Origin of the sequence: Amycolatopsis dongchuanensis (assembly GCF_039542405.1) — a bacterium.
Lineage (GTDB): Bacteria > Actinomycetota > Actinomycetes > Mycobacteriales > Pseudonocardiaceae > Amycolatopsis_E > Amycolatopsis_E sacchari.
On the sequence record NZ_BAABIB010000075.1, the window covers coordinates 61369 to 85929 of the forward strand.

The following is a 24561-nucleotide window of genomic DNA, read 5'->3' on the forward strand; positions in this document are numbered from 1 at the left end:
TGAGGCGGAAGCACTCCCCTTCACCGCTCTTGCTGCGTTCTCCGTAGCTGACATGACGACCTCCGTTGGCCGGGGGGTTGGTGGGTGGGATCAGGACTCAGGAGTGGCTGAAGTGGTCGGTCCACTCCAGCCGTGCGCCGCCGTACCGCGCGACGCGGATGTCGCCGGAGCGCGCGTGTCCTTCGAAGTTCTCCAGGCGGGACGCCCGGCCGCAGATCTCCCCCAGCTCGGCGCTCGACGCGGCGTCCCGGATCTCCTGGTAGGTCACCGTTTTCAGGTACTTACCCACCCAGAGCCCGCCGGTGTAGCGCGCGGCGCCCAGCGTGGGGAGCACGTGGTTGGTGCCGATCACCTTGTCGCCGTACGCGACACACGTCTTGTCACCGAGGAAAAGCGCGCCGTAGTTGCGCATCCGGTGCAGCGCGACGCGCGGCTCGGCGGTGAGGACCTGCACGTGCTCGCTGGCGTACTCGTCGGCCAGCGCGTACGCCGCGTCGAGGTCCGGCACCACGATCACCTCGCCGTGGTCGCGCCACGCGACTCCGGCGACCTCCTTGGTGGGCAGGCCGGGCAGCAGCTCCTCGATGCGCTGGATCGTCCGCGCGGCCAGGGTTTCCGACGTCGTGATCAGCACGGCGGGTGAGTCGGGACCGTGCTCGGCCTGCGACAGCAGGTCGGTCGCGACCACGAACGGGTCCGCCGTCTCGTCCGCGATGACCAGCACCTCGGTCGGCCCGGCGAACAGGTCGATCCCGACCTCGCCGAACAGCTGCCGCTTGGCCTCGGCCACGTAGGCGTTGCCGGGCCCGGCGAGCATGTCGACCGGCGCGATGGTCTCGGTGCCGAGCGCGAGCGCCGCGACGGCCTGCACCCCGCCCATCACGTAGATCTCGTCCGCGCCGGCGAGGTGCATGGCCGCGACGCTCACCGGCGGCGGCGCGCCGCGGTCCGGCGGGGTCGTCGCCGCGACGCGGTCCACACCGGCGACCTTCGCGGTCACGACCGTCATGTGCGCCGACGCCGTCAGCGGGTACCGTCCACCCGGGACGTACGCCGCCGTCGCGCCAATCGGGATGTTCCGCTGTCCCAAGTAGACGCCGGGCAGCGTCTCGACCTCGAAGTCGGCGAGCGAATCCCGTTGCGCCTGCGCGAACCCGCGCACCTGCCGCTGCACGAACCGCAGGTCGTCGAGCACGGTTTCGGGGACCGACGCCACGACCTCGGCGATCTCGGCGGGCCCGAGCCGGTAGGAGTCCGGGCTCCACGAATCGAACTTCTCCGACCAGCGGCGGACGGCGGCGTCGCCGTTCTGCCGCACGTCGGCGATGATCTCGGCGACGCGATCGGCGATCTCCGGCGGGGTGCTCCGCCCGGTCGCCGCCGCGATCGGTTGCTTCACAACGGTGTTCATTCACGCAGTCTCAGCGAACCGGCACTGCCGACGACAGGCACAACCTGTGTAATATCCGAACCGTTCGTTGCACACAGTGGAGATCCGATGCCCGAAGCGCTGACCGTACGCACCGCGCTGGATCTCGAGGTCTTCCACCGGACCACGGTCCACGTCTACGCCGGGGAAAACCAGCTGGAGCGCCCCGTGCGGTGGGTGCACACCGGCGAGATCCCCGACATCCACCGGTTCCTCTCCGGCGGGGAGATGCTGCTGACCGCCGGTCTCGGCATGGGGGACACGGCGGCGCCGCAGCGCGCCTACATCCGGCGGCTCGCGGAGGCCGGGGCGGCGGTACTGGTCGTCGAACTCGCCGGGCGCATGTTCGAGTCGATGCCGGAGGCCGTCATCGACGAGGCCCGCGCGCTGGGCCTGCCGCTCGTCGGGCTCGCCGACGAGATCCCGTTCGCCGTGGCCTCGGCGCAGGTGCACGAGGTCCTCGTGGAGCAGCGGGTGCGGCAGCTGATCACCGAGGAGGCCACGGGACAGGCCTTCATGGACCTCCTGCTCGCGGACGAGGACTACGTCGGCATGGTCGGGGAACTCGCGAAGCGGACCGGTTGTCCCGTCGTGCTCGAAGACATCGCGCACCGGATGCTCGCCTACGGGGGCGCCACCCCGGAGGGGGATGAAACGGTGGCGCGGTGGGACGTCCATTCCCGGGCGATCCACGAGAGCCACCAGAACCTGCTGACCGGCGCGCGCCGCACGCCCGTGTCGTTCAGCGACGTCGCCGCGTGCGCGCGCCGCCCGGTCGTGCTGCGGGGCGAGTCCTGGGGGTGGCTGCACCTGCTGCACGGCGGTGTGCAGCCCAGCACGTCGGATCTGCGCGCGCTCGAGCGGGCGGCGGCGGCCATCGCGATCACGCTGCTCAGCGAGCGCGAGAGCGGGGCGCGCTCGGCCCAGCGGCAGGCCACGCTGCTCAACCGCCTGCTGCTGGGCGACATCACGGGCGAGAAGTTCGTCGGCCGCAGCCTCGCGCTCGGCCAGGACCTGCGTGACCGGCAGCTCCTGGTCGTGGTCACCGGGCGCACGGCGGGCGAGCGCCCGTTCGGGGACCAGGACCTCGCCCGCGTGCTGCACGACGCGGGCTGGCCCGCTGTCGTCGGCGACATCGGCGACTACGACATGGCTGTCGTCGGGCTGCGCGCGGCGGACGAGGAACAGGCGGTGCTGGACCTGCTGGCCGGTGAGGGGGTGCGGGGCGGGGCGAGCCGCGTCGTCACCCCGGCCGGGCTCCCGCTGGCTCTCCGCCAGAGCCGCAACGCCGCCTCGGTCGCGCTGGCCTCGGCCGAGCAGGGCATGCGGCGCTTCGACGACCTCGGCGCGCTGCGGTTGCTCGTCGCCCTGTCCGAGGGACCGGAGCTCACCCGCTACGTCGAGGACGAGCTCGGAGTGCTCCTCAAACACGACGCGGTCAGCAGCAACCCGCTGCTGCCGACGCTGCGCGCCTACCTGGACTGCAACGGCAACAAGGCCCGCGCCGCGGACAAGCTGTTCATCCAGCGGCGCACCCTCTACCACCGGCTGCAGAGGATCGAGGAGATCCTGGGGCTCGACCTGTCCGAACCGGACACCCACCAGCGGCTCCAACTGGCGGTGCGGGGCCACGACCTCTTGCGGCGCCCCAGCCCCCGGCTGGCCTGAACCTTTCCCCAGGCGCAAGGCTTCCTTTCCGCCGGAGCCGTTGTGCGGCCGGGGGTGGATTCCCTAGGTTGCCTGGCGTGCCTCGACGGCCGGAGCGGTATCGAGGCATCCATTTTCCTTGGCACCTCAGGTAAAGGCAGGTCCTCGTTCGTGAACGTCTCTCGCTCCTCCGTGCTGCGAGCCGGGCTTTCCTCACTCATGGTCTGCGGCGTCGTCGTCGCCGGGGGTACCCGCGGCGGCGGCGACCCAGGCGAATGAGGGGCTGGCCCCGCTGGTCGGGCTGGCCGCCGAGCGGATCCTGCTCGCCGACAAGGTGGCCGCGGCCAAGTTCGGCACGAGCACGCCGATCGACGACCCGGCGCGGGAGCGGCAGGTGCTCGACCAGGCGGCGTCGCTCGCGGGCGCGGCGGGCCTCGACGTGCCGGACACCGTCGAGTTTTTCCGCGCCCAGATCGAGATGAACAAGGTGGCGCAACGGTGGCTGTACGAGAAGTGGACCCAGCACCCGGAGCTGGCGCCGACGGCGCGGCCCGACCTCGCCACCGAGGTGCGCCCGCAGCTCGACCGGATCACGGGCGCGTTCATCGACCACCTCGGCGCCACGGCGGACCTCCGCCGCCCGACCCCGCGCTGCACGATCGCACTCGTCGTGGCCGAGGCGAAAACCGACCTCCGCTACGACCTCGACCGGCTCCACCAACGCGCCCTGCACGGAGCGGTCGGCGCCCTCTGCGGCTGATCCACAATGGAGTGACGGCCGTCACGGTGCGACGGGTGTGCTTTCGGGCAGCGTCACGTGCACGGTGAGGCCGCCGCCGGGGCGCGCTTCCGCACTGACCGAGCCGCCGTGTGCCTGGACGATCGACCGCACGATGGACAGCCCCAGCCCGGACCCGCCGTCCGTGCTGCCGCGGCCCGATCCCCGGCGGAACGGCTCGAACAGCTCGGGCACCTGGCCCTCCGCCACTTGCCTGCCGGAGTTCAGCACGCACAGCCCGTCTCCCTCACCGGTGCGCACGCACAGTTCGCCGCCGGGTTCGTTGTACCGCACGGCGTTGCCGACCAGGTTGTCCACCAGCTGCCCGACCAGCACCGGATCACCCGACACCCAGCACTCCCCCAACTCCCCGGTCACACGCAGGCCGCCAGCGGCAATGTCGTCGGCGTGCTGGGCCAGCACCTCGCGCGCGACCTCGTGCAGCGGGACCGGCTCCCGGTGCTCCAGCCCGCGGTCGCTGCGGGCCAGCAGCAGCAGGCCGTCGATCAGCAGTTCACTGCGCCGGTTGGCGGCCAGCAACCGCGCCACGATCTCCGGATCGGCGTCGGGCAGGCCGATCTGCACCGCGGCGCGCTGGATCGCCAGCGGGGTCCGCAGCTCGTGGGAGGCGTTGGCGACGAACCGCCGCTGGCTGTCGAACGCCGCCTCCAGCCGGTCCAGCATCTCGTCGAACGTCTCCGCCAGCTCGGTCAGCTCGTCCCGGGGCCCGGCCAGCGCGATGCGCTCGTGCAGGTTGTCCGAGGACAGCCTGCGGGCGGTGGCGCTGATCCGGTGCAGCGGGCGCAGCACGCGGCCGGACACCCACCAGCCGACCGCGGCGGCGATCACGGCGAGCGTCAGCAGCGAGATCCCGGAGACGAGCAGCAGCTTCGCCAGCACCGTGTTCGACGAGACGACGGCCACCGCCTGCGCCGCGGGCTGCGCCGGCTGTGCCGCGGGGAGCCTCTCGGCGGCCGCGGGGAGCTTCTGCGCGACGGTCACCTGGAGCTGGTTGACCAGGTTGGCCCGCAGCAACAGGTAGATGGCCAGCACGAGCAGCAACCCGCCGGCGATCACCATCAGGCTGTAGAGCAGCGTCAGCCTGGTGCGGACGGTCATCACGGCGCGATCCGGTAGCCGGCACCGGGGACCGTCTCGATCAGCGGCGGCTCACCGAGCTTGCCGCGCAGCTTGGACATCGCGACCCGGACCGCGTTGGTGAACGGGTCGGCGAACTCGTCCCACGCCTGCGTCAGCAGCTGCTCGCTGCTCACCACCGCGCCGCGCGCCCGCAGCAGCACCTCCAGCACCGCGAACTCCTTCGGCGTCAGGCGGATCCCCCGGCGGCCCCTGGTCACCGTGCGAGTGGCCGGATCCAGCACGAGGTCGGCGGCCTTGAGCACCGGCGGCAACGCCGCCTGCGTCCGCCTGCCCAGCGCGCGGACCCGCGCCAGCAGCTCCGGGTACTCGAACGGTTTGGTCAGGTAGTCGTCCGCACCCAGCTCCAGCCCGTCCACCCGTTCGTCCAGCGTGGCCGACGCGGTGAGCATCAGCACCCTGGTGCGCGCGCCGGTGCCGGCCAGCTCCCGGCACAGCACGTCGCCGTGCACGCCGGGCAGGTCCCGGTCCAGCACCACCACGTCGTAGTCGTGGACCGCCAGCCGCTCCTGCGCGGCGAGCCCGTCGTAGCAGACGTCCACCGCCATCGTGGCGGCACGCAGGCCGCGTGCGACGAGATCGGCGAGCGCCCGCTCGTCCTCGGCCACCAGTACGCGCATCCCCACCTCCCCGGCACTGTCTAGTGTGCCCGCTGTTTCCAGAACCTTTCCGGTCTCGGCAACGTTCCGGAAACGGCCGTCCCACTAGGAATCACGGCATGAAATCACTTCTCAGGTCGGTACCCGTCGCGCTCGTGCTGTTCGGGATCGCGGCGTGCGGCGGACAGCAGGACCCGGACCCCGGCCAGGTGCCCACCGACCCGCACCAGAAGATGCTGGCCTTCGCCAAGTGCATGCGGGAAAACGGGGTCGACATGCCCGACCCCGAGCCGAACGGGGACGGGACGTCCATGCCCGGTATCCGCGCCGGCGACGCGGGCAAGGCCGAAAAGGCGATGGCGGCGTGCCGGCAGTACGCACCGCCGAACATCGCCAACCCCGACGACCCGGCGGCGCAGGCCGAGGATGCGGCGTTCGCCAAGTGCATGCGCGAGCACGGCATCGACATGCCCGACCCGGGTACCGGCGGCGGCGCGGTTGCGCTCGACGGCCCCGCCGACAAGCTGCGGGACGCGCTGAAGGCGTGCCGCAAGTGAACCGGAAGACCTGGCTGATCGGCGGCGGCGCCGTGCTCGCGGTGTCCGTCGCCTGCCTGGGCACCGCGTTCGTCGTCGCGACGCCCCCGGCGGACGACCCCGGCGCCGGGCAGTCCGCACCGACCGCGACCGCACAGGTCAAGCGGCAGAAACTCGTGGTGTCCGACCGCCAGTCCGGCACGCTCGGCTACGCGGGTGAATACCACGTCACCGGGAACAGGCCGGGTGTGCTGACCGGGCTGCCCCCGGTCGGGCAGGTCATCACGCAGGGCAAGGCGGTGTTCCACCTCGACGGCAGGCCCGTGCCGCTCTGGCACGGGGACACGCCGTTCTGGCGGCCGCTCGAACCCGGGGTGGAGGCCGGTGTCGACGTGCGGGAACTGGAGCAGAACCTGAAGGACCTCGGCTACTTCCGCGGTGCGGTGGACCGGAAGTTCACCGACGCCACGGCCGCGGCGATCAAAAACTGGCAGAAGGCGCTCGGCCTGGAGGAGACCGGGAAGGTCGAACCCGGCAGCGTCGTCGTGCTCCCCACCGACATCCGGGTCACCGCGGTGACCGGCGTCCCGGGGGCCGCGGCACAGGGCAAGATCCTCGACGCCTCCGGTACCGGGCGTGTGGTGACGGTGAAAATGCCGGTGAGCAAGCAGTCCGAGGCGGTCGCCGGGTCCGAAGTGGACATCACGTTGCTGGACGGCACGCACACCCCCGGCACGATCACCTCGGTCGGCACGGTGGCCAGGGAGCCGGATCCCAACGGCGGCAACCCGGCCTCGGGCCACGAGCCGACGGTGGACGTGCAGGTCACGCCGAAGAACCCGGACGCGGTCGGCAAGCTCGACGGCGCCCCCGTCACCGTGGCGTTCACCAGCGAGCAGAAGGACAACGTGCTGACCGTCCCGGTGGGCGCGCTGCTCGCCACGCCCGAGGGCGGCTACGCCGTGGAAACCGTCGACGGCCGTCTCCTGCCGGTGGAACTCGGGCTGTTCGCGAACAGCCTGGTCGAGGTCAGCGGGGCCGGTATCCACGAGGGGATGGCGGTGAAGGCGGTGGGGTCGTGACCACACCCGTGATCGAGCTGACCGATGTCTCCCGCGACTACGGCGAAGTGCGGGCGCTGCGGGAGGTGACCTTGAGCATCCACGCCGGGGAACTGCTCGCCGTGGTCGGGCCCTCGGGGTCCGGCAAGTCCACTCTGCTGCAACTGATGGGCACGCTGGACCGGCCGTCGACCGGGACCGTCCGCGTGCACGGGCACGACGTGCTGGCGCTGCCGGACCGGTGGCTGTCGGCGGTGCGGGCACGCTGGATCGGCTTCGTCTTCCAGCAGTTCTTCCTCACGCCGTACCTCAGCGCTGTGGAGAACGTCGCGAACGGCCTGTTCTACCACGGCCTCCGCCGTTCGGTCCGGCTCCGGCTGGCCGAGCAGTCGCTGCGCCAGGTCGGTCTCGGGCACCGCGTGTCCCACCGCCCCCAGGAGTTGTCCGGCGGCGAGCGGCAGCGGGTCGCCATCGCCAGGGCGCTGGTCGCGCGGCCGTCGATCCTGCTGGCGGACGAGCCGACGGGCGCGCTGGACTCCCGGTCGGGCGAGGAGGTGATGGCGCTGCTGCGGGAACTCAACGGCGACGGCACCACCATCGCCGTGATCACCCACGACCGCGCCCTGGCGGCGGACATGCCGCGCCAGGTTCAGCTGTTCGACGGCCGGATCAGCCAGGACACCGCGGCGGTGGTGGTGCGATGAGCGCGCTGCCTGCGCCCGCCAGGCTCGGGCTGTCCGACCTCGTGCGCGCCGGGTTCACCGGGGTGATCGGCCGGCCCGCGCGAGCCGTGCTGTCCGCGCTGGGCATCGGCATCGGCGTCGCCGCGATGGTCGCCGTCCTGGGGATCACCACGGCAAGCCAGGCCCGGCTGTCCGCGCAGCTGGCGTCACTGGGCACCAACCTGCTGCGCGCGGCACCCGGCGACACCCTGTTCGGCGAGGCCGCGCAGCTGCCGGCCAACGCCATCGAGATGGTCAGGCGCATCAAACCGGTCACCGCGGCCAGCGGTACCGGTGCGGTGAAGAAACGCTACGTGTACCGCAGCGATTGGGTCGACCCGCGCGACACCAGCGGCATTGCCGTGCTGGCCGCCAAGCTGGACCTGCTGCCCACGGTGAGCGGGCGGCTCGCGGCAGGCCAGTGGCTCAACGGGGCCAGCCAGCGGTACCCGGCGGTCGTGCTGGGCTCGACCGCCGCCCGGCTGCTCGGGATCGACCAGCCGGGGCGTCAGGTCTACCTCGGCGGCAAGTGGTTCACGGTGGTCGGCGTCCTGGCGCCGGTGACGCTGGCTCCGGAGCTGGACATCGGCGCGCTGATCGGCTGGGACGCGGCCGTCTCCGAGCTCGGTTTCGACGGCCGTCCGACCACCGTCTACGAGCGGTCGGACGACCAGGCGGTCGCCGAGGTGCAGCAGGTGCTGGCGGCGAGCATCAACCCCGAGCACCCCGAGGAGGTGGCGGTCAGCCGCCCGTCCGACGCCCTGCAGGCCCAGCTGGCCGCCAAGACGGCGTTCCTCTCGCTGTTCCTCGGGCTGGGGGCGGTGGCGCTGCTGGTCGGCGGCGTGGGCGTGGCCAACACGATGGTGATCTCCGTGCTGGAGCGGCGGTCCGAGATCGGGCTGCGACGGGCGCTGGGCGCCAGCCGCGGCCAGGTGCGCACGCAGTTCCTCACCGAGGCGGTACTGCTGTCCGGGCTGGGCGGGCTGTTCGGTGTCTTGCTGGGCTTGGGGGTGAGCATCGGCTACTCGGTGACGAGCGGCTGGCCGGTCGTGCTGCCCGCGACGGCGATCGCGGCGGGCGTCGGGGCGTCGGTGGTCATCGGTACCGTCGCGGGGTGGTTCCCGGCGGCCAGGGCGGCGCGGATGCCGCCCAACACGGTCCTGCAGGCGGGCTGACCGGGGCGACGTTTGAGTCGCGAAACGACCGTCCACAATGGCCTCGGACCGGCTCATCGAGGTCGCTGTCCTCGGTGCGGGATCCTGCCCGCTGACGGCGGCGAAGCCGTCAGCGGGCCAAGGACATCCCCATCAGCCACGCGTCCCGGTGCGCGGCCGACAGTTCGGTGTCCGCCATCGCCGCGTCCCCGGGCGCGTCCCGCAACGTCAGCGCCTCCGCGTGGCGCGCCCGCGAGACCGTCACCGCCGGCCAGTGCCCCAGCGCCAGGTTGTGCCGCACCGCCGTCCGCAGGTGCCACACCGCGCGATCCAGCTCGCCCGCCGCGAGCGAGGCCACACCGAGCGCGTAGTGCGCCGAGCCGAAGCAGGCGACCGCGAGGCTCGCCATGATCGGCAGGTCCGCGTAGGGGCTGAGCAGTGCGTACACCTCCGCGGCCGCCGCGGCGTCGCCGAGCCGGAAGGCCGTCTCCGCCACCCCGTTCATCGCCACCAGCCACGTGCTCGACCGCGGCACGCCCGCCACGTCGCGGCCGGTCAGCCGCGCCAGGGAGCTCGCCGCCTTCCGGCGGTCGCCCGCGACCGCCGCCGCGACGGCCCGTGCCGCGAAGTAGGAGTTGTCGATCGTGCTCAGGCTCGAGGAGTGCACCAGTTCGTCCAGCATCGGCAGCAGCTCCCCCAGCCGCCCCTGGAACCACCGGATCGCCACGAGGTGCGCGCCGTACCAGCCCATCGCGTCCGCGTCGCCCGCCGCGTCACCGAGCTCGGCGCACGCCTGCGCCTGCTTCTCCGCCTCCTCGAACCGCCCGGACCGGATCGTCAGCATCACCCGCATCGCCGCCGCCGCGAACCCCACGGCGAGGTTGTCCCGCTCGGCCAGCGCTTCCTCCAGCTCTACCAGCCGCCGTTCGGCGTGCGGGTCGGCGGCCAGGAACAGGTCGACCGTGTGCCACAGCAACCCCATCAGCCGGTCGGCCCGCCGCCCCGTGCGCAGGCTCTCCCCGATCAGCTCCCACGCGAGCGACTGCCGCAGCCGCCCGTGTTCCGGGCCGAGCAGGCAGTGGTGCGCGATGCTCAGCGCCTCCGCGTGCGCGACCGGATCGCCCGCGACACGGGTTTCCTCCAACAGCGCCAGGATTTCCGCGTGCCCGCCCGAGCGGTAGTCCGCCTCCCCGGCCTGGCGCACCCGCAGCCGCAACGCGAGCGAGTCGTCGTCGGCGACGACGGAAAGCGCATGGTGCAGCCGTTCCCGCATCTGGTGCACGCCGGTCGCCGTGCGGTGCTCGTGCACCCACAGGCCGGACAGGCCCAGTGCCGCGCGCGCCAGCACGTTCGCGTCACCCGCCCGTTCCGCGCGCTCGTACGCGATCTCGAAGTGCCGCCTGCTCGTGCGCAGGTCCCCGTCGTCCAGCAGCGCCCGCGTCCCCGCCGGCAGCGGCCCGCTTTCGTCGGCCGAGGCCAGCAACGCGGTGTCGTGGGCGAGGATCTGCCGTTGGATCCCGGTCAGCAGCGGGGACGGTTCGACCCCCGCCTCCTCCAGCAGCAGCTGCCGCGCGCGGCGGAACGTCCGCAGCGCGTCCGCCTGCCTGCCCGCGCGGTAAAGCGCTTTCATGAGCTGTGCCCAGAACCGTTCGTGGTCCGGGTGCGCGGCGGTAAGCGCTTCCAGCTCACCGACCAGTTCCCGGCCGAGACCCCGCTCGAGGTCGGCGTCGATCCGGTCCTCGAGCGCGTTGTCCCGCAGCTCGGTCAGGCGGTGCGCCTCGGTCCGCAGCGACGGGGTCTCGTCGAACCCGTCGTACGCGGCGCCTCGCCACAACGCCAGCGCCGCGGCAAGCTGCTCGGCTGCCTCCCCTGGCCGCCCGGCGCCGAGCGCCGCGCGTCCCGCCGCCGCGAGCCGTTCGAACCGGCCCGCGTCGAGGAGGTCGGGGTCGAGCAGCAGGGCGTAGCCGGGTGCCCGGGTGACGATCACCGCGGCCCCCGCGGCGGGCTGCAACGACTTCCGCAGCCGCGACACGTACGTCCGCACGGTCCGGTCGGCGTCGTGCGGCGCGTGCGGGCCCCACAGCTCGTCGACGAGCGTGCCCACCCCCACGGCCCGCCCGCCGGCCGCGAGCAGCAGGGCCAGCAGCACCCGCAGCTGCGGGCCGCCCAGTGCGAGCACGTGCTCGCCTGCCACGACCTCCAGCGCGCCCAGCACGCGGAAGTCGGCGGTCCGCGGGATACCGCTCATCCTGTCCCCCGGGTTCGGCCGGACCCTTCCGGGAAAAGAGCCTGGAACCCGGGGGACAGATACGAGCCGGGCTCACTCCGGCGGATAGCGGTGGTCGGCGAGGTCGGCGAGCGGCAGCCTGACCAGCTGGCGGCGGCGTTGCGGGGTGAGCCGCCGGTACGCGGGGAGCATGTCCGCCTCGATCCAGCGCCACCGGTCGGCGAACACCGTGATGTCCCCGTCCGGCAGGACTTCGGCGAACGGTTTCCCGCCGGGGACGGGCGAGCGCGCCGTGGCCGACATCTGCGCCGGGATCCGGTCGAAGTCCTGGATGTCCCGCACCGCCTTGAAGAACGGCCCCAGCACGATCTCCTGTTCGTGGTGCGCGATCCCCGCCGTGCCCCGCCAGATCCGGTCCTCGTCGCCCGAGGCCATGTCGCGCCACGCCTCGATCGGCACGTCCGCCCCCGCCGCGCGCTGCGCCTCCAGCTCCGGCAGCCCCGCGGTGACGTACGCCTGCATCTGCCACGCGAGGTCCCAGAAGACCGCCTTCTGCCCTTCGAGGACGAGCACCTGCAGCTCACCCGCGTACGCCGCGGCGACGCTGGGCAGCACCGCGAACCCCTTGTCCACGCTGAGCACCGGCGGCGACTTCGCGAAGTCGATGAGCGCCTGCGAGGTCCGCAACGCGTACAGGATCTCGCCGCCGGCCAGCTTCGCGAGCCCCGCCCACCGCATGTTCTTGTCCTCTTGCAGGTAGATCTTCGCGTAGAACGCGTACACCTTGTCGCAGACCGAGCGGAGCTTTTCGAACCCGTCGACCGGTTTCCAGGTGTTCGGGTCGATACCGGCCTCGGTGAGCGCGCGGTGCCGCCAGTCCGCCGGCGACAGCCTCGGCTGCCCCTGGAACGGCGGGCTCGGCGGCTTCTGGGGGATCGCTGCTGGCGGCGCCCCTGCCGCCGCCAGCAGCGGGCGCACGAACTTCGTGCGCAGCTCCACCCAGTCCCCGGCCAGCTTCGTCTCCCCCGGCCGGATGTCCCGCCCGTGCAGCTCCGGGTGGCGGAAGTGGAAGACCAGGTCGGTCAGCCAGTTCTCGTCCCGTTTGCCGCCCGCCACGAGCAGCTGCACCGCGAGCGGCACGTTGCCCTTCCGCAGCGCCTCGTTGACCTGCGTGGGCAGCTTCCGCAGCGTGTCCGCCCAGTTCTCCAGCTCGTTGTCCACGGAGAACCCCCCGGGGGCGGCGAACGGGCTGAGCAGCTCGCGGTCGTCCTCCCGGGATTCCGGCTCGTAGGCCGTGGTGTCACCGTTCGCCAGCAGCTCCGGCAGTGTCCACGCCCGCTGGTCCTGGCGCTGGGACCGCACCGGGCTCACCCCTTCCCGCTGAACGCGGGCGCCGCCGACCCGTTCGTCGCGGGCACCCCCGGCGCGGGGACCGGCACGTGCAGCGGCTGCGAGGCGCGGGCCAGCTGCTGCTGGGCCGGGCTCTCCTTGATCCGCTCGCCGGTGGCCGACTGCCAGTTGTTGATCGTGTCGAGCACGTCGCGGAAGATGTTGCTGTTCGCGGTGAACAACGTCGTCGCGGTCTCCTCCGTGTCGAACAGCCCGAGCTCGACGCCGCGCAGCAGCGTGGACATCGGCTCGGACAGGTCGAACAGCTCACGCGAGCGCAGCGCCGGGACGATGCCGACCTTCTGCCCGAGCGCGCCGAGCCGGTCGGCCGGGTTGCTGGCCTGCGCCTGCAGGTCGACGACCACCGACGTGTCGGTGTCCACAGTGAGGTGGAACCAGTTCAGCATCGTCACGTAGGCGAACTCCTCACGGGCCAGCGCACCACCGCGGCGGCGGTTGCCGAGCAGGTCCCTGATGGCGCGGGCGAGCAGCGCGATGTAGCTGGGGTCGGTCGGGTTCGCGCCGGTCCGGTTGTCCCGGTTCTCCACGCCGATCCAGATCTGGCGCAGGAACTCGCTCCAGTTCTTGCGGAAGTCGACGTTGACCGGCCCGGTCAGCTCCTTCCAGTCCGCGAGCGGCCCGTGCCCGGCCCACAGCGGCGGGACCGCGTGCGCGAGGTCGAGGCCGAACATGCGCCAGTAGGCGTTGCGGCGGTTGGTGCGGTCGTACGGGCGCACGTCGGACAGCACGCTCGCCACCGAGAACGTCGGCAGGTCGCGGAAGAACAGCTGTTCGGTGGCGCGCAGCCACGCGATGCTGTCCGGCGAGAGGACCCCGAGCGTCTCCCCGACGACCAGCCGCCGCACCAGCTCGGCGAAGATCTCGACGATGCCGGTGCTTTCGAGCACGTAGGCGTAGGCCAGGTGGTGCCACAGCAGCGGCGGGCAGAACAGGTTGTTGGGCCTGCCGCTCCACTCGAACCGCCCGCCCGCGTTCACGCCGGAGGGCGCGAGGAAGGCGTTGAGCCCGTCGGTCGAGGTGAACGGGTCGTCGCCCGGCTGCGTCGGCAGGTCGAGCGCGTTGAGCACGGTGTCGTCGAAGAACGTGGCGTAGAAGACCAGGTCCTTCTCCCCCGACGGGTCGGGGATCTGCGGGGTTCTTCGCGCGCCGTCCCAGATCTCGTCGAGCAGCGCGGCGATCTGCGCGGGGTGCAGGCGGAAGACCGCCTGCGTGCCCAGCGCCTTGGCCAAGGGAAAGAACATCGGTTTCTCCTAAACGACGATCGGGCCGGACACGGCGTCGAGGCAGGGGCCGAGGGCGACGGGGAGTCCGCCGACCGCGGTGAACGTGACGATGGAATCGATGCGCTGGTCGTCCTGGATCGCGTTCGCGCCCTGGTCGATGCGCACGGGCACGCCCTCGGCGAGCCCCTGCAGCAGCTGGGTGACGTTGTTCGCCGCGCGGATCTTCGCGGCCGTCGCGCCGCCCAGGCCGGTGAACGTCAGCGTGCCCGGCTTGCGGGTCACGGTCACCTTCGTCAGCTGGAACACGCTCGGCGCGCGGCGGCCGAGCACCACGCCGAGGAAGTCGTAGGCGAACACGACCCTCGCCTGCTCGTCGGCGTCGGCCGCCGTGGTGGTGGTGTCCTGGACCTCCGCGTTCTGCCGCACCAGGTCCGAGATCGACCGGGTGAGCGAGACGAGCTGGTCCAGCACCGGGTCCGGTGCCACCGGCGCGGGCTCCTTGCGCTCCGCACCGTCCGTTGTGGACACCGTTTTTGACACTGCCATGGGTTTCCCTCCTCTTGTTTGCTCCGCTCAGGCAGCACGCCGGGCGGGCGTGGCGTCGGCACCGACGTCGGTGACCCACGCCAGCAGCGCCGCCTGGTGCTGTGCCGCGGCGCCCGGGTCGAGCACCGCGCGGGTGGACAGGTGCGCCAGGATCCGCAGCGGTTCCCGCCGCCGCAGGTAGGCCGACGTCAGCAGGGACTCCCCCGCCTGGACGGCCAGCGCGTGCAGCGCCGCCGGGGACACGCGGCGCAGGTCGAGCAGCGCCGAGAGCGGGGCGCCCCCGAAGGCCGCCATCGGCCGGCACGTGCACACGTCGACGATGTCGGGCAGCGCCGCGAGACTGGCGCGGGTGAGCGCCGCGACGTCGGCGGGGGCCCGCTCCACCGGATGCCGGCGCTGCCAGGCCGCCGCGAGGTCGTCCCACGGCCCGCCGCCGAACCAGCGGCGGCACAGCTCGACGTTGAACAGCACCCGCAGGAACCCGAAGGGGTGCGGATCGCCGAAACCGATGCGGTAGACCGCCTCCGTCGTGCCGTCGACGACGTTGGCCAGCGCGGCCACCGGCGCCCAGCCCGCCTGGGCGAACGCGTGCACGTCCCCCGCGACCTCGCTCGCCCAGCCCCGCCACACCGCCGCCAGCTCCGCCGAACGCGGCGCGAGCCGGGTTTCGAGTGCGTCGGCCAGTTCCTGGTGCCAGCCCGTCAGGTGCGCGACCTGGTGTCCGGTCTCGTGCAGCAGCGCCGTGGGGTGTGCGAGGTTGTGCCGGGTCAGCTTGATCGCCGCGGCCGGCGACGGGTGGCTGGAGTCCCACAGCCTGATCCCGGCGCGCAGGATCGCCGCGCCGAGCCCGCCGTCGAGGTAGACCAGCGCGGGCGGCGGCTCGATGCCGACACGGGTGAGCACCGCGGCCATGCTGTCCCCGGCCAGCGCGTCGTACCCGCGCAGCAGCGCCCGCAGCGCCGGGTTGGTGCGGCTGTTCACCGCGTCGCCGTAGAAGTCGAGGATCGTCTCGACCTGCAGGTAGCGGGTGCGCAGCCGGAGCACGCCCGCCCGCACCGCCTCCCCGTCCTCCCCCAGTTTCCGTTGCAGCGCCTCGGCTTCCGACACCAGCACGGCGACGACCTCGCGCAGCCTGCCGCGGACCCGGCGCTGCAGGTAGTCCTCCAGCGCCTGCCACGCCTCGGGCGCGGCCACCATGGACAGGTCGGCCAGGCCGGCGGCCGCGAGCCGCCAGTGCACCAGCTCGGCCTCGGTCTGCCGGTCGAGGACCTGCTCAGTCACGGTGCTGCCCCGCTCGGACCGTCAGCGCCGGGTCGCCCGCCGGGGTGCCCGCGGCGACCGCGGCGCGGTCGGTGAAGGCGAACGTGAAGGTGAGCGTGACGCCGGACGCCGGGTCCTGCGCGGCCTGGGCGAGGGTGGCCGCGGCGGCGGGCAGCTGCTGGGCCAGCGACCGCAGCATGCCTCCGGCGAGCGTGCCCGCGAGCGCCTGCGCGGCACCGGCGGGCGCGGCGATGCCGTGCTTGGACATCAGGTGCTCCAGCCGCCGGCCGAGCGCGGCCACCGCGGGTTCGCCGAGCAGCTTGCGGACAGTCGACACGACCTGCACGAGCTGGCGGCGCTGCAGCTGGGCGACCAGTTCGTGGCTGTCGCGCTCGCCGATCGGCAGGTTGACGCGCAGCACCGGCTGCGGCGCGGTGAGGTCGAACCCGAGCGCGAAGAAGTGCCGGTGGTGCAGCGGCCGTCCGCGGTGGTGGAAGCGGAAGAACCGGCTGCCCGGCCGTCGTGAGCCGACGCGGTGTCCATTGTGGCCCCAGTGCGGACGGCCCATCAGCGTGCCCGCGGCGCTTTCCGTCAGCACCTCGAACTCGCTCACCGCGCCGTCGTCGGATTCGAACGCGGCGACGTGCCCGAGCGTGCCGCCCGGCAGCAGCTCGTAGAGCTCCACCTCGCCCTCGACGGGCCAGGTCTCGGTACCGTCGTCGAGCAGCCGCCGCTCCAGGGTCTCGCCGCTCGACAACACGACCGCTCGCGCGATCGGCCGCGACACCCGGACCGGAATGGCGTGGCTGTACTTCTTGTAGCGGAAGCACGGCCGCGTCGCGCGCGGCATCAGCACCCACACCCCGTGCTCGCCGTCGAACTCGCGCTCGACCAGCTCGCTGCGCAGCACCGCGGCGGGCATGTGCCGGGCGACCGACTCGGCGAAGGCGTCCTGCACCGCGGCTTCGAGCACGAGGTCGTTCTCCAGTGACTCCGGCGGGAGCTTCAGGACCTCGCGCACGGTGTCCTCGGTGGCGGCCACCATCGCCTCGGCGCCGAGCGACTCGGGTTCGGACGTCTCCAGCCCGAGCAGGCCGAGCCCGGTGCTCGCGATGTGGCGGGACAGCAGTTTCGCGGCCTCGGGCCCGACCATGCCCTGGATCAGCCGGGCGATCAGCTCGGCGATCTTGTTCACGATCCGGTCCCGGCCGACGACCTTCACCGCGGTGCGCACGAGCGGCAGCGCCGCCATCACGACGGGCAGGAACTGCTGCAGCTGCTCGGTCGGCGGTACCTCGGGGTCGGCGGCGGACAGCTCGCGGTTGAGCCGCGCGCGGGCCTCGTCGAGGTCGTTGCCCACCGCTTCGTACCCGTCGAGGGCGGGGTGCTCTTCGAGGGTGTCCTTCCGCAACGTGACCGCCTCCGTGATGGCCTCGTCGAACTCCTCGGCGAGACCCGTCTCGCCGTTGAGCTTGGCGGCGAGCTGCCCGGCCAGCGGGCGCAGTGACTCCGGCAGCTTGCCGATCGCGGTGTCGAGCACCTTCTTCAGCAGCGGCCGGACGAGCTTGCGCAGGGTGGCGAACAGCGGGCCCAGCGCGAGGTTCCCGAGTGCGGAAAACCCTTTCTTCGCGAGCTTGCCGACGCCCTTGGCGAGCTTCTTCGCCTTGTCCAGCAGGCCACCGAGGAACAGCTGCTGCGCGTCGAGCGGATGCGTGAAGCCGTCCATCGCGGGAAGACCCGCCACTGCCTCGATCTCCCCGTCCTGCAAGGAACCCGCGGGCCGCTCACCGAAGTGCGCTTCGAGCCCGCGCAGCACGCGGTCGGACTCCCGCGCCAGCTCCTCCAGCCACTGCCCGGTGTCGATGCTCGCCAGCGCCGGGGCTTCCGAGGCGGAGGACCAGGTGCCGACGGAACGCAGGTGCCGCGCGGCGGCCTCGTCCACCAGCACGTCCAGCGTCTCGGCGAACTCCTCGTCGTCGAGCTCGGCCAGCAGCGCACCGGCGGTTTCGGCCCCGCGTCCGGCCTCCCCGGCGGCGACGGCCGCCTCGGCGAACGGGGAGTTCAGCACCTGTGCGGGAGCGGCCACCGGCGCTTCGGCGGCGGCGAGCCCGGCCGGGGCGAAGGGCGAGGCCGATCGTTCGCCGTCCCCCGCCGCGCTGTCCAGGCCGTACGGCCTGAGCACGGACATACTCATCTGGACCTCCTTGGATCGCTTCCCCAGAACGGCCCTCACCCTCGCACCGGCCGTCGACAATCCGTCGACAGTGCGGTTCTGGCGGGAAACCGCGGCAGCCGGGCGGAGTTCGACGGCGCCCGGTTCGCCCCACCAGGCACACCTCACCCCGATTGTCCGTTTTCCCTTGTCCCACAAGGAAAAGACCGCGTTCCGCGGATGTTCACCCCGGCGTCGACGGGCGAACCTAGGTTTCCTTCGATCTTGCGAGGAGGCCACCCATGTCCCAGCAGTCCGTCACCCGCCGCAGCGCCCTGGGCCTGCTCGGCGCCGGAGCCGCCGCGAGCCCGCTGCTCGGCGGGGCCGTGGCCGCCGCCGCACCCGTCTCACCGGTCACCGGTACCGGCTCGACGCCCGTGCAGGGCCTGCACCTGCAGTTCGGCAAGGACCCCGCGCGCCAGATGGTCGCCTCCTGGATCACCGACGCCGCCGTCCGGCGGCCGCGCGTCACCTACGGCACGCTCGACGGCGGTTTCGGCGCGGTCGCGCAGGCCGAGACCCGCACCTACGTCGACGGCACGTCGGGCCGCACGGTGTGGGTCCACCACGCCGCGCTCGACCGCCTGCACCCCGGCACCGACTACATCTACGCCGTCTCCCACGACGGCGCGACGCCCGACGCCGGCACGTTCCGCACCGCTCCGGCCGGCCGCGCGCCGTTCACCTTCACCAGCTTCGGGGACCAGTCCGCGCCCCAGGTCACGTGGGCCGCCAACGGCAGCGTCGGCCTCGACGCCAACTCCACCCCCGCGACCAAGGACATCGTCACCGGGATCGAGACCGTCGGCCCGCTGTTCCACCTGCTCAACGGCGACCTCTGCTACGCCAACCTCGACGTCGACCGCGTCCGCACCTGGAACAACTTCTTCACCAACAACACCCGCTCCGCGCGCTTCCGCCCGTGGATGCCCGCCGCCGGCAACCACGAGATCGAACGCGCGAACGGCCCGATCGGGCTGGCCGCGTACCAGACGTACTTCCGGCTGCCGTCCACCGAAACCGACCCGGAGCTGGCCGGGCTGTGGTACTCGTTCACCGTCGGCTCGGTGCACGTGATCGTGCTGCAGAACGACGACAACTGCCTGCAGGACGGCGGAGACGTCTACATCAACGGCTACTCCGGCGGCCGCCAGCTCGCGTGGCTGGAGCGGGAACTGCGGGCCGCGCGCTCGTCACGGGACGTCGACTGGGTCGTCGTCGCGATGCACCAGGTGATGATCAGCTCCTCCGACGCCAACGGCGCCGACCTCGGGCTGCGCGAGAAGTACGGCCCGCTGTTCGACCGCTACGGCGTGGACCTCGTCCTGTGCGGGCACGAACACGACTACGAGCGCTCGCTGGCGGTCCGCGGCGTGGTCTCGGGCAGCGAGACGCTGACGCCGAACCCGGTGTCCTCGCGCACCGACGTCATCGACACCACGCACGGCACCGTGCACATGATCCTCGGCGGCGGCGGTGTTTCCGGGACGACCAACCAGAGCTTCTTCAAGGACGGCACGGCGAAGGTGATCACCGCGGTCACGCCGAACTCCTCGGGGGGCAAGCGCACATCGGTCTACGTCAAGGAAGAGGCCGTCTGGAGCGCCGTGCGCGACCTGGAGCACCCGTACGGCTTCGCGGCCTTCACCGTCGACCCCGGCCGGCACCCCGGCGACACCACCTCGATGTACGTCACGTACTACAACGTCAACAAGCCCTCAGGAGAACTTTCGGTTTTCGAGCGGTTCACGCTCCGGCGCCGTCGCTCGGACGGCTGACGGGGTTCAGTGCAGGTACGCGGAGATGGTGTACGTCAACGCCGGATAGGCGGCGGTGAAGGCGAACAGGAAGTTGACGAGCCCCATCGTGACGGCGATGCCCAGGTGGAGCGCGAAGGCAGCCGCCAGGACGCACCACAGGGCAGGCGCGGGCAACACGAGCGTCCCGGCGAAGGTCACCTCGAGCACGATGACGAACCACGCCATGGCCAGCGCCAGTGCGGGCCGTGCCCGCAACGTCGCGGCCAGGCGGGGCGAGCCGTACGAGTCGGTCGACAGGATCAGTGCCAGGCAGCTCCCGTCGCGCCACACCGGTGAGACCAGCTTGGCCGCGCCGGAGATCGTGTAGCTGAGCAGCAGCTGGGCGCTGAGGAAGGCCAGCAGCAGCCGGCCGATCACGCCACCGACGACGAGCGTCCCCGCCGCCGCGATCAGGTCCAGCACGACCATCTGATCCGCCCCGTCGAGCCCGTACCCGGTGCGCTCCACGGTGAGCAGCACGGTCGTGAGCAGCACGCACGCCACCACCGCGGAGCCGGCACCCGGGCTCGCCGCCACGACCGGGGCGGCGAGCCCGGCCACCAGCTGCGCCGCCAGCACCAGCCGGTGACCGGGCCAGCCCATCAACCGGCCGAGCCACGGCAGGCGGCGTAACCGGCCGACACCCACGAGATCCCAGGACAGGACGCCACGGCCGGTGAATTCACCGCCGGTCCGCAGGTCCCGGAGGGCCGTCCAGGCCAGCCCGATACCGCTGACGGCCAGCACCAGGCGTGCGGCCTCGTACTCGGTCATGACACACCCGCCCACCGCGGACGCGCATCGACTTGGTGGACTGCCGACGCGTACACCAGCCGGGGTGGTTCGTCCCGCCGGCTCGTGGCGACGACACAGAACTGGACACCGACCGCGGTCGCGTCGTGCGGGACGCGCGACGCCGCGGTGAGCAGCAGCAGGTACGACGTGCTGATCAGCAGGCCCGCTCGCCGGGTCTCCACCTCGGCCGGGGTCAGCGTGCCCGCCAGCCGGGCACGCTCGATGACGCCGTTCGCCTGGATCAGCAGCGAAACGGCGTCGTCCACGGCCTTGCCCGCCCGCCCCCTCGGCCTGCCCGCCGGCCACACTTCCCGCAGCGCGCTGACCGTGCCGTTGGCCAGCCGGTCGCGGTAGCAGAGCACGTGGTCGACCGTCCCGGGGTGCGGGGCGAAGAACGTCCAGGTCGGGACCAGCGGGGAGAGCCAGCGCGGCAGCCGGAGCCGGAGCACCGGGCCCACGCGGGGCAAGGCCGCGAGCACGGTGAGCAGCAGCCAGCCGCCCGGCAGAGCGGCAACCAGGCAGGAAATCATCCGTTCCTCCCGCGGAACCCGGTCAGCCGCCGAGGATCCGGCGCCGGATGGCGAGCAGTTCGGCCACCGGTACGGCAGGCTCGCCTGGCTGGCCGGCGATCGCCTCGACGAGATCGTCGGGCAGCCTCTTGGCCGGGCCCTCGGCGTCGACACAACCGTGCCTGCGGGTCAGCTCCGCGCGAGCCGCTTGTTCGACCACCTCGCACACCTGGTCGAACGTCGTCGTCTGGCACGGCAGGTGCGGTCCGACATTGAGCTCCCGCAGATCCGGGCCGAGCGTGGCGACCAGCCGTTGTTCCAGCGGCGTCAGCTCAGGCGCCCGGCGCGCGAAAACATAACCCAAGGAGGACACGTCCCGGGTCCGGTGGTATTCGACGATCTCGAAGTCGGTGTCCTCGATCAGCCCGCCGGTGTAGGGAAACGTCAGCGTGCCGTACGGGTGGCCCGCGAGAAGCGCCATTTGCTGGATCAAGGTTCTGCCCGCACAACGCACGTCGAAATACACCGGGCTGGCGAGTACGTCGTCGTCGGTCCAGCCCTTCGCCACCCGGCTCGCCGTCGAGTCACGCAGCTTTTCCCAGTCCTGCCGCGTGACCGCGTCGCGGAGGTCCCGCCAGGCCGGTGCCGTGGGATCGCCGAAATACACCACGACGGACCCAGTCGGCGGTAACAGTCCGCCCAGGGCCGTTCCGCCAGCATCGGGCGGAACCTCGACCACTGGAAACGAAGGCTTCACGACCGTCCGCAGTGCGCGATCTTCGAACAGCCGCGCCGTGAAGTCCGTCATCACAACCCCCTCGCCCATCCGGGCAGAAATCCGGAACGAGCCGAGTCTTTCCTTTCCGGTGCGTCAGGGAAATCCCGAGACATGAGGGGTTGACACGGCGATACTGGATGCTGTGAAAGATGAACTGGGGGCGACCGGTCGTGCCATGCTGCTGGCGGCCTGCGAGGCGAGCAGCGCGAAGGAATTCGCGGAGGAGGTGCCCGGGCTGGTCCGGCACTGGATACCGCACGATTCCTATTTGATCAGTGGTCAGGACCCGGTGACCGGCGCGATTTGCTTCTGGCTGGCCGACCAGGCCTACCTCGCCGAACTCATCGGCCGGGTGTGCCGGATCGACACCCCGCTGTACTGGTACGGAACCGGCTCGGCCGAGCCGGCCGGGCCCCGGGTCTGCGAGCGGCCACACCGGCTGATCACGAGGCTGGCCGATCGTCGCCACACCCTCGGCGCACTCACCCTGGTCCGCACCGGCGCGTGCCCGTTCAGCGGCGACGAGGTGGCTCGTGCGGCTGCCCTCTCCGGGCCGGTGGCGCAAGCCCTGCGGCGGTTCATCGCCGGCACCTCACTGCCCCCGCCGCCCCCGACGGCGCCGGGTGTGGTCACCGTCGGGACGGACCACACACTCCTCGGGATCACGCCGACCGCCCGGGACACCCTCCGCGTGCTGTGGCCGGACAACTCCGCCGTGGACGACCGGCGGCTGGTCAGCGTGCTCTGGAACTCGGTCCACCTCACCCGTCAAGCGGGCCGGCACACGGTGAGCCGGCTGCCGACACCGGACGGGTGGCTGGCGGTGCACGCGGAACCGCTCGAACCGGACGGTTCCGCCGCGGTGGGCGTGACCATCGAGCCCGCACGCGGCGAGCTCCTGCTGCCCGTGCTGGCGGCGTGGTACGGCGCGTCCCCGGCGGAGCTCGGCGTCGTCCGCCAGGTCACGGCCGGACTGCCGGCCAAGCAGATCGCCCGCAGGCTGAACCTCTCCCTGCACACCGTGCACGACCACCTCCGGTCGATCTACCGCAAGACCGGGGTCACCGGTTGCCACGAATTGCACGCCCGGCTCGGCTGAGCAAGAGGCCCCGGCGGTCAATGAGCGGTCTGCCCACCGTCCACTGTGAACACCGCGCCCGTGACGAACGACGCGAGCGGTGAGGCGAGGTACAGCACGACCCCGGCGATCTCCTCCGGGTCCGCGGCACGCCCCATCCGCGAACCGGCGAGCACGGTCTCCCGCATCTCCGGGTCGTCGAGCCAGCCCTGCGTCATCGGGGTGCGCACCAGGCCCGGCGCGACCGCGTTGACCCTGATCCCCTCCGTGGCGTAGTCGATCGCCGCGGCCTTGGTCAGGCCCACCACCCCGTGCTTCGCCGCGACGTAGGGCGACATGCCCGGATCGGCGATCAGCCCGGCGATCGAGGCCGTGTTGACGATGGCGCCACCGCCCGCGGCACGCATGTGGGCGATCTCGTACTTCATCGACAGGAACACACCTTTGGTGTTCAACAACGCGGGCGTCCACTGGAAATCCACGGTCCGCGAGCGCGCGGCAGGGGCCACCGTCCTTTCGCGTGAGGAGTTCGCCGCCGCCGTCCGCGACGCGTACAAGTGCCTGCACCGCCCCGCGGAGCTGGCCGCCAACCCGCGGGCCGTGACCGAGTACGGCTAGGAGGACGAGCGGCACGGCGGCTCGGCCTGTCGTTCAGCACGTACCGGCGGCAGCTTTCCCGTGGTCTCGACCAGGCCGCCGCACGCCTGTGGGCGCGGGAGCTGAGCGCCTGAAGGGGGGTCAGCTTGTCCCCCGACAGCGGGGGCGCTTTTCGACCCCCTTTTCCTCCCCCGGAACTGGTTTCTTGGTGGTGCCGAACAGAAACCCCTACCGGGAAAGGAAAACATGATGTCCCAGATCATCGGCAACACACCTCTCGCCGGCCGCGTCGCCGCCATCACCGGGGCCAGCAGTGGCATCGGCGCCGCCACCGCCGAACGCCTCGCCGCACTGGGCGCCAAGGTCGCGATCGCCGCGCGGCGCAAGGAAAACCTCGACGCGCTCGCGGAACGCATCACCGCCGCCGGCGGCACCGCGCTCGCGCTGCCCCTCGACGTCACCGACCGGGACGCCGTGACCGCCGCGGCCGGGCAGGTCCAGCAGCGGCTGGGCCGCGTCGACCTGGTGGTCAACAACGCCGGCGTGCAGCTGATCTCGCCCATCGAGGACCTCAAGGTCGACGACTGGCAGCGCCAGATCGACCTCAACATCACCGGCGTGATGAACGTCCTCGGCGCGTTCCTGCCGCAGCTGGTCGACGCCGCGGCGGCGGGCGGTCCCGCCGATCTGATCACCACCTCCTCGATCGCGGCCACCCGGATCCTGGAGAAGTTCTCCGTCTACTCCGGCACCAAGGCGTACCTGAGCCACTTCACCCGGCTGGCCAGGGTGGAGCTGGGCCGCAAGATGGTGCGCGTCTCGGCGATCGAACCGGGCATGGTCGACACCGAACTGCCCGACCACGTCACCGATCCCGACGCCAGCAAGCTCATGGCAGACCTGCTCCGCGACATCGAGTGCCTCAGCCCGGCCGACGTGGCCGAGACGATCGCCTTCATCGCGTCGGTGCCGCGGCACGTCAACCTCAGCGAGATCACCATCCTGCCGACCGCGCAGGCGGTGTGAGGTAGCGGAACCACGCG

General features: G+C 72.0%; 23 protein-coding genes. 10 read left to right on the forward strand and 13 right to left on the reverse strand.

Going from position 1 to position 24561, the window contains the following annotated elements:
• Window positions 1–97 precede the first annotated feature (97 nt).
• Window positions 98–1411 (reverse strand): histidinol dehydrogenase, encoded by a 1314-nt coding sequence (hisD, locus tag ABFX51_RS17895; RefSeq protein WP_091510690.1) that lies wholly within the window; start codon window positions 1409–1411, stop codon window positions 98–100.
• Window positions 1412–1498: 87 nt separating this feature from the next.
• On the opposite strand from hisD, the gene ABFX51_RS17900 reads away from it, so the two are divergent.
• Entirely contained in the window at window positions 1499–3097 is a 1599-nt protein-coding gene (locus ABFX51_RS17900; RefSeq protein ID WP_091510689.1) for a PucR family transcriptional regulator, read from the forward strand.
• Window positions 3098–3410: 313 nt separating this feature from the next.
• Entirely contained in the window at window positions 3411–3836 is a 426-nt protein-coding gene (locus ABFX51_RS17905; RefSeq protein WP_245783190.1) for a chorismate mutase family protein, read from the forward strand.
• A gap of 21 nt (window positions 3837–3857) precedes the next feature.
• Here ABFX51_RS17905 and ABFX51_RS17910 read toward each other — a convergent pair whose 3' ends face one another.
• Window positions 3858–4973, reverse strand: coding sequence for a sensor histidine kinase (locus ABFX51_RS17910; protein WP_218153520.1), 1116 nt, complete (start codon window positions 4971–4973; stop codon window positions 3858–3860).
• Window positions 4973–5632 (reverse strand): response regulator transcription factor, encoded by a 660-nt coding sequence (locus ABFX51_RS17915; protein ID WP_091510821.1) that lies wholly within the window; start codon window positions 5630–5632, stop codon window positions 4973–4975. Before ABFX51_RS17915 ends, ABFX51_RS17910 begins: the two co-directional genes overlap by 1 nt.
• Before the next feature lie 98 nt (window positions 5633–5730).
• On the opposite strand from ABFX51_RS17915, the gene ABFX51_RS17920 reads away from it, so the two are divergent.
• The 4 genes from ABFX51_RS17920 to ABFX51_RS17935 are packed head-to-tail and all read left to right on the forward strand — an operon-like array spanning window position 5731 to window position 9105.
• The gene (locus ABFX51_RS17920) at window positions 5731–6168 is read left to right on the forward strand and encodes a hypothetical protein (protein ID WP_177228815.1); all 438 of its coding nucleotides are present in this window, start codon (window positions 5731–5733) and stop codon (window positions 6166–6168) included.
• Complete coding sequence (locus ABFX51_RS17925) at window positions 6165–7229, forward strand: peptidoglycan-binding domain-containing protein (RefSeq protein ID WP_177228814.1); 1065 nt, start codon at window positions 6165–6167, stop codon at window positions 7227–7229. The genes ABFX51_RS17920 and ABFX51_RS17925 overlap by 4 nt, the downstream gene beginning before the upstream one ends.
• Window positions 7226–7912 (forward strand): ABC transporter ATP-binding protein, encoded by a 687-nt coding sequence (locus ABFX51_RS17930; RefSeq protein ID WP_091510685.1) that lies wholly within the window; start codon window positions 7226–7228, stop codon window positions 7910–7912. Before ABFX51_RS17925 ends, ABFX51_RS17930 begins: the two co-directional genes overlap by 4 nt.
• Window positions 7909–9105, forward strand: coding sequence for an ABC transporter permease (locus tag ABFX51_RS17935; RefSeq protein ID WP_091510684.1), 1197 nt, complete (start codon window positions 7909–7911; stop codon window positions 9103–9105). Before ABFX51_RS17930 ends, ABFX51_RS17935 begins: the two co-directional genes overlap by 4 nt.
• Window positions 9106–9214: 109 nt before the next feature.
• On the opposite strand, the gene ABFX51_RS17940 is transcribed toward ABFX51_RS17935, so the two are convergent.
• From ABFX51_RS17940 to ABFX51_RS17965, 6 genes are all read right to left on the reverse strand, one after another.
• A complete protein-coding gene (locus ABFX51_RS17940; RefSeq protein ID WP_091510682.1) occupies window positions 9215–11332 on the reverse strand; it encodes an AfsR/SARP family transcriptional regulator in 2118 nt (705 codons plus the stop codon).
• A gap of 72 nt (window positions 11333–11404) precedes the next feature.
• Window positions 11405–12673: a hypothetical protein gene (locus ABFX51_RS17945; protein WP_143249914.1), complete on the reverse strand. Its 1269-nt coding sequence runs from the start codon at window positions 12671–12673 to the stop codon at window positions 11405–11407.
• A gap of 5 nt (window positions 12674–12678) precedes the next feature.
• Window positions 12679–13962 (reverse strand): hypothetical protein, encoded by a 1284-nt coding sequence (locus tag ABFX51_RS17950; RefSeq protein WP_091510679.1) that lies wholly within the window; start codon window positions 13960–13962, stop codon window positions 12679–12681.
• 9 nt (window positions 13963–13971) lie between these two features.
• Window positions 13972–14490, reverse strand: coding sequence for a hypothetical protein (locus ABFX51_RS17955; RefSeq protein WP_143249913.1), 519 nt, complete (start codon window positions 14488–14490; stop codon window positions 13972–13974).
• Between the two features lie 27 nt (window positions 14491–14517).
• The gene (locus ABFX51_RS17960) at window positions 14518–15771 is read right to left on the reverse strand and encodes a hypothetical protein (RefSeq protein WP_091510676.1); all 1254 of its coding nucleotides are present in this window, start codon (window positions 15769–15771) and stop codon (window positions 14518–14520) included.
• A complete protein-coding gene (locus ABFX51_RS17965; RefSeq protein ID WP_177228813.1) occupies window positions 15764–17944 on the reverse strand; it encodes a hypothetical protein in 2181 nt (726 codons plus the stop codon). The genes ABFX51_RS17960 and ABFX51_RS17965 overlap by 8 nt, the downstream gene beginning before the upstream one ends.
• Window positions 17945–18204: 260 nt before the next feature.
• On the opposite strand from ABFX51_RS17965, the gene ABFX51_RS17970 reads away from it, so the two are divergent.
• Window positions 18205–19740 (forward strand): purple acid phosphatase family protein, encoded by a 1536-nt coding sequence (locus ABFX51_RS17970; RefSeq protein ID WP_346054290.1) that lies wholly within the window; start codon window positions 18205–18207, stop codon window positions 19738–19740.
• Window positions 19741–19746: 6 nt separating this feature from the next.
• Here ABFX51_RS17970 and ABFX51_RS17975 read toward each other — a convergent pair whose 3' ends face one another.
• From ABFX51_RS17975 to ABFX51_RS17985, 3 genes are read right to left on the reverse strand one after another with little or no spacing between them, the layout of a single operon-like run.
• Complete coding sequence (locus tag ABFX51_RS17975) at window positions 19747–20535, reverse strand: hypothetical protein (protein WP_091510670.1); 789 nt, start codon at window positions 20533–20535, stop codon at window positions 19747–19749.
• The gene (locus tag ABFX51_RS17980) at window positions 20532–21086 is read right to left on the reverse strand and encodes a hypothetical protein (RefSeq protein WP_091510669.1); all 555 of its coding nucleotides are present in this window, start codon (window positions 21084–21086) and stop codon (window positions 20532–20534) included. Before ABFX51_RS17980 ends, ABFX51_RS17975 begins: the two co-directional genes overlap by 4 nt.
• A gap of 22 nt (window positions 21087–21108) precedes the next feature.
• The gene (locus tag ABFX51_RS17985) at window positions 21109–21873 is read right to left on the reverse strand and encodes a hypothetical protein (protein WP_143249912.1); all 765 of its coding nucleotides are present in this window, start codon (window positions 21871–21873) and stop codon (window positions 21109–21111) included.
• Window positions 21874–21985: 112 nt separating this feature from the next.
• Between ABFX51_RS17985 and ABFX51_RS17990 the strand changes: the two genes are divergently transcribed.
• The gene (locus tag ABFX51_RS17990; RefSeq protein WP_143249911.1) at window positions 21986–22942 is read left to right on the forward strand and encodes a helix-turn-helix transcriptional regulator; all 957 of its coding nucleotides are present in this window, start codon (window positions 21986–21988) and stop codon (window positions 22940–22942) included.
• Window positions 22943–22959: 17 nt separating this feature from the next.
• On the opposite strand, the gene ABFX51_RS17995 is transcribed toward ABFX51_RS17990, so the two are convergent.
• On the reverse strand, window positions 22960–23349 hold the full coding sequence (locus ABFX51_RS17995; RefSeq protein ID WP_218153519.1) for an SDR family NAD(P)-dependent oxidoreductase: 390 nt from the start codon (window positions 23347–23349) through the stop codon (window positions 22960–22962).
• A gap of 19 nt (window positions 23350–23368) precedes the next feature.
• Here ABFX51_RS17995 and ABFX51_RS18000 point away from each other — a divergent pair, with 19 nt between their 5' ends.
• Together ABFX51_RS18000 and ABFX51_RS18005 are read left to right on the forward strand one after the other, a co-directional pair.
• The gene (locus ABFX51_RS18000) at window positions 23369–23539 is read left to right on the forward strand and encodes a hypothetical protein (RefSeq protein WP_177228812.1); all 171 of its coding nucleotides are present in this window, start codon (window positions 23369–23371) and stop codon (window positions 23537–23539) included.
• A 228-nt stretch (window positions 23540–23767) separates the two neighbouring features.
• Complete coding sequence (locus ABFX51_RS18005) at window positions 23768–24544, forward strand: SDR family oxidoreductase (RefSeq protein ID WP_091510661.1); 777 nt, start codon at window positions 23768–23770, stop codon at window positions 24542–24544.
• Window positions 24545–24561 lie beyond the last annotated feature (17 nt).

Excerpts from the sequence above, each read along its gene's own strand:
- hisD (WP_091510690.1), bottom strand. The coding sequence starts at position 1,411 with ATGAACACCGTTGTGAAGCAACCGATCGCGGCGGCGACCGGGCGGAGC.
- ABFX51_RS17900 (WP_091510689.1), top strand. The coding sequence starts at position 1,499 with ATGCCCGAAGCGCTGACCGTACGCACCGCGCTGGATCTCGAGGTCTTC.
- ABFX51_RS17910 (WP_218153520.1), bottom strand. The coding sequence starts at position 4,973 with ATGACCGTCCGCACCAGGCTGACGCTGCTCTACAGCCTGATGGTGATC.
- ABFX51_RS17915 (WP_091510821.1), bottom strand. The coding sequence starts at position 5,632 with ATGCGCGTACTGGTGGCCGAGGACGAGCGGGCGCTCGCCGATCTCGTC.
- ABFX51_RS17920 (WP_177228815.1), top strand. The coding sequence starts at position 5,731 with ATGAAATCACTTCTCAGGTCGGTACCCGTCGCGCTCGTGCTGTTCGGG.
- ABFX51_RS17935 (WP_091510684.1), top strand. The coding sequence starts at position 7,909 with ATGAGCGCGCTGCCTGCGCCCGCCAGGCTCGGGCTGTCCGACCTCGTG.
- ABFX51_RS17940 (WP_091510682.1), bottom strand. The coding sequence starts at position 11,332 with ATGAGCGGTATCCCGCGGACCGCCGACTTCCGCGTGCTGGGCGCGCTG.
- ABFX51_RS17950 (WP_091510679.1), bottom strand. The coding sequence starts at position 13,962 with ATGTTCTTTCCCTTGGCCAAGGCGCTGGGCACGCAGGCGGTCTTCCGC.
- ABFX51_RS17955 (WP_143249913.1), bottom strand. The coding sequence starts at position 14,490 with ATGGCAGTGTCAAAAACGGTGTCCACAACGGACGGTGCGGAGCGCAAG.
- ABFX51_RS17965 (WP_177228813.1), bottom strand. The coding sequence starts at position 17,944 with ATGAGTATGTCCGTGCTCAGGCCGTACGGCCTGGACAGCGCGGCGGGG.
- ABFX51_RS17970 (WP_346054290.1), top strand. The coding sequence starts at position 18,205 with ATGTCCCAGCAGTCCGTCACCCGCCGCAGCGCCCTGGGCCTGCTCGGC.
- ABFX51_RS17975 (WP_091510670.1), bottom strand. The coding sequence starts at position 20,535 with ATGACCGAGTACGAGGCCGCACGCCTGGTGCTGGCCGTCAGCGGTATC.
- ABFX51_RS17980 (WP_091510669.1), bottom strand. The coding sequence starts at position 21,086 with ATGATTTCCTGCCTGGTTGCCGCTCTGCCGGGCGGCTGGCTGCTGCTC.
- ABFX51_RS17985 (WP_143249912.1), bottom strand. The coding sequence starts at position 21,873 with ATGACGGACTTCACGGCGCGGCTGTTCGAAGATCGCGCACTGCGGACG.
- ABFX51_RS17995 (WP_218153519.1), bottom strand. The coding sequence starts at position 23,349 with ATGAAGTACGAGATCGCCCACATGCGTGCCGCGGGCGGTGGCGCCATC.
- ABFX51_RS18005 (WP_091510661.1), top strand. The coding sequence starts at position 23,768 with ATGTCCCAGATCATCGGCAACACACCTCTCGCCGGCCGCGTCGCCGCC.